At 49.1% G+C, this 12,102-nt stretch carries 13 protein-coding genes and 1 riboswitch; of the genes, 6 read left to right on the top strand and 7 right to left on the bottom strand.

Features of this window, described 5'->3' with window-relative positions:
* Positions 1–200 precede the first annotated feature (200 nt).
* Positions 201–998: a ribonuclease H family protein gene (locus FC20_RS01505; protein ID WP_008462187.1), complete on the bottom strand. Its 798-nt coding sequence runs from the start codon at positions 996–998 to the stop codon at positions 201–203.
* Between the two features lie 118 nt (positions 999–1,116).
* On the opposite strand from FC20_RS01505, the gene FC20_RS01500 reads away from it, so the two are divergent.
* Together FC20_RS01500 and cls are read left to right on the top strand one after the other, a co-directional pair.
* Positions 1,117–2,070: an alpha/beta hydrolase gene (locus FC20_RS01500; protein ID WP_008462185.1), complete on the top strand. Its 954-nt coding sequence runs from the start codon at positions 1,117–1,119 to the stop codon at positions 2,068–2,070.
* The gene (cls, locus tag FC20_RS01495) at positions 2,067–3,530 is read left to right on the top strand and encodes a cardiolipin synthase (protein ID WP_008462183.1); all 1,464 of its coding nucleotides are present in this window, start codon (positions 2,067–2,069) and stop codon (positions 3,528–3,530) included. Before FC20_RS01500 ends, cls begins: the two co-directional genes overlap by 4 nt.
* A gap of 41 nt (positions 3,531–3,571) precedes the next feature.
* Here cls and FC20_RS01490 read toward each other — a convergent pair whose 3' ends face one another.
* Complete coding sequence (locus tag FC20_RS01490) at positions 3,572–4,048, bottom strand: hypothetical protein (protein ID WP_008462181.1); 477 nt, start codon at positions 4,046–4,048, stop codon at positions 3,572–3,574.
* A gap of 113 nt (positions 4,049–4,161) precedes the next feature.
* On the opposite strand from FC20_RS01490, the gene FC20_RS01485 reads away from it, so the two are divergent.
* On the top strand, positions 4,162–4,860 hold the full coding sequence (locus tag FC20_RS01485; protein WP_008462179.1) for an NAD-dependent protein deacylase: 699 nt from the start codon (positions 4,162–4,164) through the stop codon (positions 4,858–4,860).
* On the opposite strand, the gene FC20_RS01480 is transcribed toward FC20_RS01485, so the two are convergent.
* On the bottom strand, positions 4,837–5,205 hold the full coding sequence (locus tag FC20_RS01480) for a DUF488 domain-containing protein (RefSeq protein ID WP_008462178.1): 369 nt from the start codon (positions 5,203–5,205) through the stop codon (positions 4,837–4,839). The genes FC20_RS01485 and FC20_RS01480 overlap by 24 nt on opposite strands.
* A gap of 80 nt (positions 5,206–5,285) precedes the next feature.
* Between FC20_RS01480 and FC20_RS01475 the strand changes: the two genes are divergently transcribed.
* From FC20_RS01475 to FC20_RS01465, 3 genes are all read left to right on the top strand, one after another.
* Positions 5,286–5,918 carry a DNA-3-methyladenine glycosylase gene (locus FC20_RS01475; protein WP_056945284.1) on the top strand — a complete coding sequence of 211 codons (633 nt, stop codon included), beginning with the start codon at positions 5,286–5,288 and terminating at the stop codon, positions 5,916–5,918.
* A gap of 64 nt (positions 5,919–5,982) precedes the next feature.
* Positions 5,983–6,157, top strand: a riboswitch (Lysine riboswitch).
* 104 nt (positions 6,158–6,261) lie between these two features.
* Positions 6,262–7,845, top strand: coding sequence for an ABC transporter substrate-binding protein/permease (locus FC20_RS01470; protein WP_008462171.1), 1,584 nt, complete (start codon positions 6,262–6,264; stop codon positions 7,843–7,845).
* Position 7,846: 1 nt separating this feature from the next.
* The gene (locus tag FC20_RS01465; protein ID WP_009558677.1) at positions 7,847–8,608 is read left to right on the top strand and encodes an amino acid ABC transporter ATP-binding protein; all 762 of its coding nucleotides are present in this window, start codon (positions 7,847–7,849) and stop codon (positions 8,606–8,608) included.
* 391 nt (positions 8,609–8,999) lie between these two features.
* Here the strand turns inward: FC20_RS01465 and FC20_RS01460 are convergent, their stop codons facing one another.
* The 4 genes from FC20_RS01460 to FC20_RS10790 all read right to left on the bottom strand — a co-directional run bounded on the left by FC20_RS01460 (position 9,000) and on the right by FC20_RS10790 (position 11,973).
* Positions 9,000–9,944, bottom strand: coding sequence for a C40 family peptidase (locus FC20_RS01460; RefSeq protein ID WP_008462168.1), 945 nt, complete (start codon positions 9,942–9,944; stop codon positions 9,000–9,002).
* A gap of 218 nt (positions 9,945–10,162) precedes the next feature.
* A complete protein-coding gene (locus tag FC20_RS01455) occupies positions 10,163–11,065 on the bottom strand; it encodes an HNH endonuclease (protein ID WP_008462166.1) in 903 nt (300 codons plus the stop codon).
* A gap of 146 nt (positions 11,066–11,211) precedes the next feature.
* On the bottom strand, positions 11,212–11,346 hold the full coding sequence (locus FC20_RS10990) for a hypothetical protein (RefSeq protein ID WP_008462164.1): 135 nt from the start codon (positions 11,344–11,346) through the stop codon (positions 11,212–11,214).
* A gap of 144 nt (positions 11,347–11,490) precedes the next feature.
* Positions 11,491–11,973 carry a hypothetical protein gene (locus tag FC20_RS10790; protein ID WP_008460562.1) on the bottom strand — a complete coding sequence of 161 codons (483 nt, stop codon included), beginning with the start codon at positions 11,971–11,973 and terminating at the stop codon, positions 11,491–11,493.
* Positions 11,974–12,102 lie beyond the last annotated feature (129 nt).

Raw genomic sequence — 12,102 nt, 5'->3', positions numbered from 1 at the left:
ACATACTTCGGGGGCAAAAATCACCAAAATCGCGGACGGTTGACATACTTCGGGGGCAAAAATCACCAAAATCTCACCCGGTTGACATACTTTGGGGGCTAAAATCACCAAAATCTCACCCGGTTGACATACTTCGGGGGAAAAAGCCCACCCAACCACGCTACACCAAAAAAAGGAAGCACCGCAGTGCTTCCATTTTTTTACATCTGATCCATATATTTGTTCAAGTAGCTGTCAACAAAGTTGTTGCCCTCGTTGTTCTGGTGGCCTTGGACCCACTCAAAGTGCAAGTGTGGGAACTTCTGCAACTCCTGGTCGATCTCCTGCCACAAGTCAGCGTTTTTCACCCTCTTGAACCCGCGCTTTTTCCAGCCCGTCAGCCAAGCCGGGTGGTCAAAGTCGTTGCTTACGGAATCAAGCACGTACCTGGAGTCCAAGGAAAAAAGAATCTCCTCGTCAGCCAGGCCCAGCTCCTCCAGCTTTTTCAAACTTTCCAAAAAAGCCGTCATCTCCATCACGTTGTTGGTGGCACCGTACCAGCCACCGTGGCCGGGGTGGCGCTGGTCGTCTGGATCCAAAATCAGGTAGGCCCAGGCCGCCTTGTCCGTTTCATTAACGTGGCCGCCGCTGACATTGCCGGTGTTGCGGCATCCCCCATCGGTATAGACGTGGACTGGGTAAGGACCCTGCCCATCTTTGTCATAGTGGTTGATTGGCGTCACCCGGCCAGTTTTCCGCGCCGAATCCGCTGACCGACTAGGCCGCACACTCGCGTCGCCCTGCTGGATCTTCTGGATCGCCGCCTGCAGCTCATCTTCAGCTGGCTGCAGCTTAGCTAGCGAATCCGCTGGAGCCTCGCCGATAAAGTTGACGGCGTCCATCATATCGTCAAAAGACTTAAAGACCGCCCCAGAATAGCCGCTTACTTGGGCCTGGGCGTCTGGCCAGTTATGGTAAATGCCGGGCTTGCGTCCCTTTTTTACCGCGTAAAATTTCATGTGATCTCCCCCTCAAAAAGTCAATTCTCAGATCTTGGTCAAAATCAAGATAATGGTATCATAAATACTAAAGAAATTCCGTTTAAAAATTCTGTCTAGAAAGGAGCCAAAGCCAACCGTGCTCTTCTTCAATTCGCGCAGATACGCTGAAGAAACTGAAAAAAAGCGCAGCAAAAAGCAGGACCCGCAAGAACACTCTCTGCCCTTCATGACCTTCTTGGGCATCCTGGCCACCTTCCCGCCCCTACGCATCTTCCTCAAGCTCTGCAAAAGGCGAGTCGTCAACCAGGCCGCGGTCGAGCCCGCGCCAGCCGGCCAAGAGCAAGTCCCCATCATCTACATCCACGGCTTCCGGGGCGGGGACTATACCACCCGGGTCATGGTGAAAGAAGCGGGCAAAAGCAAGGGCGATCCCCGCTTTTTAAAAGTGGAAGCTGACCTCACCGGCCACATCAAGCTGACCGGCACTTATACCGGCGACTCCCAGCCCATCATCCAGCTGGCTCTCAAGGACCGGATCGCCGGCTACCAGGCCATCAACTACTACCTTAGCTTCCTGCTCCCTTTTTTAAGCCAAAAATATGGCTTCACCCGCTACAGCGCCGTCGCCCACTCCCTCGGCTCGCCCTGCGTCGTGGCCACCGAAATGCGCTATGCTAAAAAGAAAAAGTTCCCCCATCTAGTCAAGTGCGCCTTGATTGCAGGGCCCTTTAACGGGGTCATGTACCTGGGCGACATCCCCAACTTAAACCACTTGACCAGAAGTGGCCGGCCCAGCCTGATGACTCCGCACTATTCCTACATGCTCCGTCACCGGGGCAACTTTAACCCGGCCATCCAGGTCCTGAACATCTACGGCAACGTCTTAGACACGACCAACTCCGACCGCTTCATCTCGGTCATCTCGGCCAAGAGCATCCGCTACGTGCTAGCCCCCCACGCCCGCTTTTACCAAGAAGTCGAGGTCCGGGGCGAAAACGCCGAGCACTCACAAATGCACGACGAGCCCTTTGTCATCAACATCCTGGACCATTTTTTAGAATTAAAAAAGCAGAAAGAAGGTAAACCGTGAACAGTATTGCCTGGATTGACGTCTGGCACATCATCATCTTCACCAACACTATCTTAGCCCTCTGGACGGTCTTCCACCGCAAGCGGTCCGTTGCCACTTCCTGGGCCTGGCTGATCGTCTTGATCATCTTCCCGGTAATCGGCTTCGTCATCTACGGCTTTGTCGGCCGGGGAATTTCGCAGGAGAACCTTTTTGCCATCAACCGCCAGCACCACATTGGCCTAGACAATGTGCAAAAAATGATCACCAAGGCGCCTAAAAAGACCAGCGCCGCTGATACATCGCCTCACGCCCGGATCTTGATCAAGTACTTGGACAAGGACCAGGAAGCCCCGATTACCAAAAATAACCAGCTCAAGCTCTACACCGACGGGGTAGCCAAGTTCAAGGACTTGTTTGCCGACATCCGAGCAGCTAAAAGCAGCATTAACGTCGAGTACTACACGATTTACGATGACCAAATCGGCAACCAGTTCATGGATCTCTTGATCAAAAAGGCCAAAGAAGGCGTCCAGGTCCGGGTCCTCTACGATGCCTGGGGGTCACTGGGTGCAACGAAAAAGTGGTTTAACCGCTTGGTCAAGGCTGGCGGAGACGTCCTCCCCTTCATCACTTCTCGGAACATGATTTCAAGAAACCGGATCAACTACCACCTCCACCGCAAGATCGTGGTGATCGACGGGGTGATCTCCTGGACGGGCGGCTTTAATGTCGGCGACCAGTATTTAGGCCGGAAAAAGAAGTTCGGCTACTGGCGGGACACCCACCTGCGCCTGGTTGGTTCAGCGTCGCTCCTGCTCCAAGAACGCTTTGTCATGGACTGGAATGCTTCTGCCAAAAAGGAAAAAGAGGTCATCACCTTTGACGAAAAACTTTTTCCTGACCTAGACGAGCAAGACATCCGGCAAGGGGACATGGCCGTCCAGGTCGTGTCAGATGGCCCTGATAACGACGACCCTTACATGCGTAACGGCCTGGTCCGGTTAATGATGCTGGCCCGGCAACGCGTTTGGATCCAGACGCCCTACCTGATTCCTGATGAAGCCATGATCGCCGCCTGGCAAATTCTGGTCAATTCCGGGGTCGACCTGCGGATCATGATTCCTTGTATGCCCGACCACCCCTTCATCTACCGGGCCACCCAGTGGTATGCCAACCAGCTGACCAAGATCGGGGTTAAGATCTACACTTACGAGAATGGCTTCCTGCACGCCAAAACCATCATCGTCGACGACAAGTTTGCCACCGTCGGCAGCGTCAACCAGGACTACCGGTCTTATGACTTAAACTTTGAAGACAACGTCTTCGTTTACGACCGGTTCTTCAACCGGGAGATGGCCAAGCAGTTTAAGGCCGACATGGCAAAGTCGACGCTTCTTACGCCAGAGATGATCGCCAAGCAGTCCCACTACCTGCACTTCAAGCAAAATTTCTCCAGACTCTTGTCGCCAATCCTGTAATTTTTTCAAAAAGGAAAAAAGCAAAAATGGGCTAGCAATTGCTAGCCCATTTGTCTGACATCGATATTGACGCCCCGCTCAAGGCGAGTCATCAGGTAAGCCGCTACTTCGCTAGCGGCTTTATTAAATCTCAGGTAGTAAACCTGGTTGCGGCCCGTTTCAAAAGCCGCAATTGACAAATCGCCAATGGCTGGCGGCGCTGCCGTCAAGACCACCTGCTTGATCTCGCTGTATTTCAGGCTTCGTCTAAAGTAGCCGCTCAAGACGACCCGTTCGTTGCTTAAGCCCGCGGACGCCTCCAAGATCCCCGTTAAGATAAACAAGGCGAGAAAAAGGTTAAAACCTGGCTGCCCCAAGTCCAAGTAGTCCCATAAATAGCCCAGCCAGATCAAGAGCAGCGGCATGATGATGGAAGTCATCCGGTAACGGGCACGGATTTCGATTTCGGCTTGCCGATACCAGCTGTAGCCTGCGTAGGCTGCCAGCAAGAAATCAGCTACTAGGTAAAAGCTATCCATATAATCTGCCACCTCAAAAACTTTCTTAAGAATTATTTCCATTATAACAAACTAAGCGCTTATAATTGAGGAAAAAGACATTATCCTAACTTTTCTTAAGAAAGGGGCTTTTTATGGATCAAGAATTATTAGCTGAATTTAAGCAAGACGTCAAAAACGCCCGCCATCCCGTCTTTTTGACCGGCGCCGGCGTTTCCACCCACTCCGGCATCCCCGACTACCGGTCTAAGACCGGGATCTACAACGGGGTCAGCGAGCCGCCCGAGGTCATCTTGAGTGAAGACACCCTCTATAACCGGCCGGAGCTTTTTTACAAGTTCGTCATGGACAACATGTACTTCCCGGACGCCAAGCCGAACTTAATCCATGAAAAAATGGCTGAGATCTGCAATGAAAAAGGCGACCTGATCACCCAAAACATCGACACCCTGGACACTAAGGCCGGCAACCAGCACGTGACCGAGTTTCACGGCAACCTGTACGACATCTACTGCACCAAGTGCCACGAAAAGCTGACTTATGATGACTACAAAAAAGGCTACCGGCACGAGTGCGGCGGCATCATCCGGCCCGGCATCGTCTTATACGGGGAAGGGATCAACATGGACAATGTTTCCCGGTCGGTTAATGCCCTCACCAAAAGCGACCTAGTCATCATCGTCGGCACCAGCTTCGTCGTTTATCCTTTCGCCGGCCTCTTAAGCTACGCACCTGAAACGGCCAAGCTCTGGGCAGTCAACTTGACGGAAATTCCGGCTCAAGGGATCAAGCAGCTGGTGGGCGATGCCTTAGAAGTCTTTAGCCAGCTGTAAGTTGGCGTATTCTTTTAAAACGACGGCCTGGTTGTGGTCCAGGTCTTTAGCCCCAAAGAGGAAGAGAACGTCGCCTTTTTCCAGCTCTTTTTTAACCAAGGCTAAAAAGGCAGGCGTTTCCGGATTTTTATCAAGTTCAGCCAGGTACTTTTCCTTAAATTCCGGAAACTTCTCCGGGTCATGGCCATACCATTTGCGCAAGTCGGCACTTGGCGCTACTTCTTTTGCCCAGCCATCCAGCTTGGCTTTTTCCTTGCTCATCCCCCGCGGCCATAAACGGTCAACTAAGATTCGGTAACCCGGCAGATCAGCATGATAGATTCTTACGGCTTTAATTTCTGACATGTGCTTGTTCCTTTAGCAGGTAGCTAATATTCTAAAATAATATACTCAATCTTATTTTATTCCGAAAGAAGTTAAAAGCAATGACTTACTATGACTTTTTTACCGGCAGACCGACGGCAGAAATCTGCCAAGACCTGCTAGGGCGCGCCTTGACCTTTGAAGGGCCACAGGGCAAGCTTGGCGGCTACATCGTAGAAGCTGAGGCCTACCTGGGCACTAAGGACCGGGCAGCCCACTCTTATGGTGGCCGCCGCAGCCAGGCTAACGAAGGCCTCTACTGCCCAGGCGGGTCCTTATATATTTACTCTCAGCGCCAGTACTTCTTCTTTGACGTGGCCTGCCAAGAAGCTGGCGACCCCCAAGGGGTCCTGGTCCGGGCGATTGAGCCCGTTTGGGGGATCGAGCAGATGGAAGCCAACCGCGGCGGCAAAAGCGGCGTTTTACTCACCAATGGTCCTGGCAAAATGATGCAGGCCTTGGGGATTGATTCTAGGAAGTGGGACCTAGCCAAGCTGGAAGACAGTCCTTTTGCCATCGACCTGACTGAGAAAAAAGCTGCCAAAGAGATCATTGCCGCTCCCCGGATCGGAATCAGCCAGGCTGACCCGGCCTGGGCTAAGGAAAAGCTTCGCTACTACGTCGCCGGGAATCCCTACGTGTCAGACATGAAGAAAAAGGACTACGATCAAGGTCATGGCTGGGCCAAAGTTTAATTATTAAATTAGACTTGACTTTTTTCTTAATTTAATTTAATCTTAAAGCAGTAAAAATATTATCCAATACAATAGAGGTCGCGATTGTTCACCAAAACAGGAGGAGCTCACGCATTAGCTTTGATCCCTGCTATTAAGGAATATCGCCGAAATCAGCTGTCAGGACGTGCTGGCCGCTGGTTGGGCTGCAGGAGAAGATCTTGCAGACTGTCCTAGCAATAGGGAGCGCTATAATTTTTGGTATTCATACTGAAATTTACAGAAACTAACCGCCTCATTGTATATGCAATGGGGCTTTTTTGCACTTTATTGTATGAGTTTGCCTAAATGGAGGTTTTTTCAAATGAAGAGGAAAGGCAGCTGGATCGGGGCCATTCTGGCCTTGATCATGACTGTGGCAGTTGGCTTTAGCTTTGCTAAGCCAGCTGAAGCCAGCGGTACGCTTAAGATTGGGATGGAAGCCAACTACGCTCCATACAACTGGACCCAAACGACGAGTGCCAATGGCGCGGTAAAAGTCGATGGGACTAATTCTTACGCCAATGGTTACGACGTTAAGATTGCCAAGATCATCGGTAAAAAGCTGCACAAGAACGTTATCGTCGAAAAGACGCAATGGGATGGGCTTTTGCCAGCCTTAACCAGTGGCAAGATCGACTTGATCATTGCCGGGATGAGTCCAACGGCAGAAAGACGCAAGGCCATCAACTTTACGACGCCATACCGGACCACCAGCTTCGTGGTCATCGTCAACAAGAAGAGCAAGTACGCTAGCGCTAAGTACTTAACTGACTTTAAGGGCGCAAAGTTGACTGCTCAGCAAGGGACCTTGCACTACAACCTGATTAAGCAATTGCCTGGTGCTAAGCGTGAACCAGCTTCTAAGGACTTCTCCGCAATGCGGGAATCTCTGGAAGCCGGCACCATCGACGGCTACGTTGCCGAAGACACGGAATTGACCTCTTTCAAGATGGTCGACTCTAACGTTACCGGCGTTAACCTCTCCAAGATGAAGGGCTTCAAGGTTTCTGCTGAAGATGCCGAAGTTTCCATCGGGGTCAAGAAGGGCAACGATAAGCTGCTCAGCCAAGTTAACAAGATTTTAGCTGGTATCTCCACTGCTAAGCGCAACCAATTGATGAAGGAAGCCGTTCAGCAGCAGCCACAAACCAATACCAAGAAGGAAAACTGGCTGGTTTCCATGCTGAAGAACTACGGGAACATGATCCTGGAAGGGATCGGCATGACCCTGTTCATTTCCTTAATCGGTACGATCGCTGGTTTCTTCATCGGCTTGCTGGTCGGCATTGTCCGCACCATTCCAGAACCAAAGAACAAGTTCAAGAAGGGTCTGCTGGCCTTTTGCAAGTGGCTCTTGTCCGTTTACGTTGAAGTCTTCCGTGGCACCCCAATGATGGTTCAGGCTGCGGTTATCTACTACGGGATTGCCCAATTCTGGCACATCAACTTGAACAGAACGGTTGCCGCCTTGGTCATCGTTTCCATCAACACCGGGGCCTACCTAGCTGAAGTTATCCGCGGGGGGATTATTTCTACCCCTAAGGGTCAGTTTGAAGCCGCTAGTGCCTTGGGGATGACCCACAACCAAAGAATGTGGAACATCATCTTGCCACAAGCGATCAGAAACTGCTTGCCTTCAATCACTAACGAATTTATCGTCAACATCAAGGACACGTCAGTATTGAGTATCATCTCTGTTTCCGAATTGTTCTTTGTTGGTTCAACCATTGCCAGCCAAAGCTTCCAATTCTTCCAAACCTACCTGGTGATCTCCGTCATCTACCTGTTCTTGACCTTTACCATTACCCGGATCTTCAACCTAATTGAAAAGCACATCGAAGGTCCTGAAAACTACAACATGATGGCTAACCAAGTACAAGTTGGCAAGCAGGAAGGAGACAAGTAAGATGGCTGATTTTTCACAAAACAAAGTTATTTTAAAGGTAGACCACCTGCAAAAGACTTATGGTGAGCACCAAGTTTTAAAAGACATCTCCTTTGAGGTCCACAAGGGTGAAGTCATGACCATCATCGGGCCTTCTGGAGGTGGTAAGTCAACCATGCTCCGCTGCATCAACTTACTAGAAGACCCAACTGGCGGCAAGATCCTCTTCCACGACCAAAACATCCTGGATGAAAACTACAACATCCCCCACTACCGGTCCAAGGTCGGCATGGTTTTCCAGCAGTTTGAACTATTTGAAAACAAGAACGTCTTGCAAAACTGCATGATAGGCCAAGAATTGGTCTTGAAGCGGTCCAAGGAAGAAGCCCGCAAGGTTGCCATGGAAAACCTGAAGACGGTTGGCATGGACCCTTATATCGACGCTAAGCCGCGGCAATTGTCCGGTGGGCAAAAGCAGCGTGTCGCTATCGCCCGCGCCATTTCCATGAACCCTGAAATCCTGCTTTTTGACGAACCAACCAGTGCCCTGGACCCAGAAATGGTCGGTGAAGTTCTGGAAACCATGAAGAAGCTGGCTAAGACCGGTTTGACCATGATCGTGGTTACCCACGAAATGGCCTTTGCCAAAGAAGTCTCTGACCAAGTCCTCTTCATGAGCGACGGCTACGTCACTGAACAAGGCAGTCCAGATGAGATCTTCAACCACCCAGAAAACGAAAAGACCAAGAAGTTCTTGGCTAACTTCCGGGGGCCACAGATCTAGCCTTTGCTTAAACGTTAGACAATTAGACAAAAGAAAAACTTCATTCCTGATTCGGGAATGAAGTTTTTTCTTGCTGTTTTACTGTTTGTATTCTTAGCTCTTTTTGCCTTATGCTACTTTTCTTCAAAGGTAAAGACGTAGGCTTCATTGCTGGTTGGAACATCCGTGGTCAGGTAGAACATTTCCATCCTGAACTTTTGCCCGCTCAGGGCCTCAACCCGTTTGACATAGCCCGCTTGTTGCTGGCTGGGTTTTCTAAGTTTCCGTTAACCTTTCCCTGTAAACCAAAGAATATAAGTTAAAAAGTATAAAACGGGCAAAAAGAAAAAACAGCCTTGGGAGGCAAAGTCCCAAAAGCTGTTTCTCAGAAATTGTTTGTTTTGCATGTTGATTATAAAACCCGGACAGCGAAACTCGGCGTGTAAGATGACACGTTACCGGTTTTGACCACTTGGCCAGGAGCTGGCGCCATCACGTATTGGCCGCCGCCCAGGGCGATGGCTACGTGGTAAGCTGAGCCATAGCTGCCCCAGAAGTAAAGGTCGCCGGCTTGAGCGCTAGCCACGCTGATCTTGGTACCTGCGTATTGCTGGGTGTAGGTAGTCCGGCCAACGTTGATGCCAAAGTGACTATAGACGTATTGCACGTAGCCAGAGCAGTCAAAGCCGCTTGGCGTAGTCCCGCCCCAAACATAAGGCACGCCCAAGAAGGTCAAAGCATAAGCAGTGATGTTGGCTGAAGAAGCGGTAGTGCTAGAGCGCTTGATGCTGGTTGGAGCTTGACTAACGGCAGTTTTAGAAGTGCTTGTTGAAGACTTAGTCGTCGTTGACTTGGTAGTTGAACTAGTAGTGGTTGACTTAGTTACGCCATTAGTGGTGTAGCTAGTCAGGCTGGAAGCCAGCTTCAGGCTTTGGCCAATGTAGATGAGGCTGCTGGACAGGTTGTTAGCCTTTTGCAGGGCAGATACGGATACACCGTACTTCTTGGCAATGCTCCAGAGGGTATCGCCCTTGGCTACTTTGTAAGTCGTTGAGCTGGTTGCCTTAGCCTTAACGGCTGCGGTCTTGCTGCTGGTCTTAGTGGTTGACTTAAAGCTAGTAGTCTTGCTGCTTGAAGGAATCTTCAAGGTTTGGCCAACGTAGATGGTATTGCCTGACAAGCTGTTAGCCTTTTTCAAGCTGGAAATAGATACGCCATACTTCTTAGAAATGGCCCAAAGACTGTCATTTTTAACAACCTTGTGGCTGGCTGCCAAGGCGCTGGTACCGGTAGTCAATAAGGCTACTGAGGCAGACAAGGCGGTTAAGGCCGACATTAGCTTTCTATTTTTAGTCATTAAAACAATTTCTCCTTTTTGTGTCGTTTGTTAGCTTATAGGTTATAGTATAACTTTCGATTGTTACAAAGTTGTATCGATCCAGTTACAAAACAAAAGCACTACGGTTACATCCGTAATGCTGATTTTCACAAGTATATTTTTTGTAAAAATACCGTTATTTATTGAAAAGTTAGGCCTAATTATAATTGTTTCCTTAAGCACTTTACCAAAACAAGTTAGATAATGTCGCTGTCTTGACCCGCCAGGTACAGTTTCCAGCCATTCTTGAAGTGGTCTTCCCGGGCCAGGGCCAAAGCATGGTAGTCGCTCTCCAGGCTGTCGATGGCATCTTGCAGGCGCTTGTTGCTCTTGCGCATGGCGTTTAGCTCGGGATCATTAACTACGCCCTTTAAGTGCATTTTGGCTGATAAAAGCTTGCGCCGTTCTTGGAATTCCTTTTTCAAGGGAGCCAGGGCGTCTTCATACTTGACCAGCTTTTGGTTGATGTCCGGGATCTGCTCGTTTAGTTTGACAAAAAGCTCATACGGCATGTTGGACTTGATCCGGTTGCACTCGCTGCAAGACAGGATCAGGTTGTCAAGAGAATTATCGTTTGACAAAGACACCGGGTCCTTGTGGTCGACGCTTCGCCCGCGCCGCCCGCAATACTGGCAGCGGTACTTGTACTTGGCCCGGATCCGCTCGCGGTCAATGTAGTCGACGGTGTTTAACTGGAAGTCCACCTCTAGCCCCAGCTCACTTAAATTTTCGGCAAAAGTTAAATTGGCATCAGGGACGAAATCCTTGTCTAGCAAGGCTTGATTCAACTTTTCCCTTGGCAGCTGCTGCTTGGCTAGTACATTGCCATCGTAATCTTGCAAAAAGCCCTCGTAAGCCCGGCGTTTTTTGGTATCAGGAATTAAAAAACGGTCGCTATCGACGTCTTCATTATTGCCCGCAAAGGCGAAAAGGAGGTTTTCGGCAAAAATTTTCACGACCGGATTGCCATAGTCTTCTGGAACCAATCCCCTTTGCCGGCAGAGATCACAAATGCTGGTCAGCTTGGGGTTGATTAGCCCCTGCACCTTAAAGTGCAAAGAATTCAGTCTTAAGCCGCAACTGCTGCATTGGAACTTCATGGTGGAAAAATCTCCCTTCTTTAGTGAACCGCATAATTACTACTAATTAATTTTAAGCTTATCGCTGGTGAGTGGCAAATAAGGACAACAGAAAAAGACCGCCAGCAACGAATGCTTGCGGTCTTTTATTATCTGTTCAAAAACAATTACTTGTTTTCGTCCTTAGCAGCTTGGTTCAAGTAGTTAACAACTGCAGCTGCGTGAGCAACGCGCTTCTTTGAGTTAGAAGCATTGCGTGGACGACGGTGTGGGTTGATCCCAGTGTGGATATTTCTTGACATGTCTCTTCATCCTTTCATTGATTTTCGAAAATCAGTAGTAATTATACCCTTTTCAGCCCGTTTAAGCAAGGCTTCGGGCGTTTTTTCTTCCTAGCGTGTGTTTAACAAGTGATAATGTCTGGCATAATCTCCATATATCGGTGCTCAGTAAATTTCCTTGAAATACAATCCTTGGTGCTCAACCAGACTCGCTACTTCTTCCCGCAACTGCCCCTTAAGGTTAAAGAAAATTGTACTAAAACCATCTTCAATCCGCATAAGCGAAAAATCATTCTCCTGCTTAAGCAAGATATTTAAGCTTGCGTAATTGTCAATCACCATAGTATCGACGATTTCTCCCAGCCGCTCTAAGCCAATGTTTCGTAGGTTCTTGTTTTTCAGATTAGGGTAAAGAGCACTAGCCACTGCTTCACCTAAGAAGACATATGACTCATGCTGGTACATCAGCGCGAAGGCAATAAATTTTATTTTTTCTGCAAATTGCGGCTTAAAGTGTACGTTCAAATACATCTCAAGTTCTGCATAATCTTCATTTTGAAAAGTAAACGGAACAAAATCAGCAAAATACCTGTCTGATTGCTGGTCAATCAAGCGGTCAATAAGATCAACGGCATTGTCATAATTCATTTGTATCTCCTATCCTACTACGGTCATAAAATTTTACCATCACCAGATTAACATAGCCTTGACTGTTTTCAACCTTTTGGGAACTTTACTAGTGTTATTAACAAGTGATCATGTCTGGCATAATCTCTA

Origin of the sequence: Lactobacillus equicursoris DSM 19284 = JCM 14600 = CIP 110162 (assembly GCF_001434815.1) — a bacterium.
GTDB lineage: Bacteria > Bacillota > Bacilli > Lactobacillales > Lactobacillaceae > Lactobacillus > Lactobacillus equicursoris.
The sequence above is the reverse complement of the archived record's forward strand: the minus strand, read 5'-3'. Positions and strand labels throughout refer to the sequence as shown.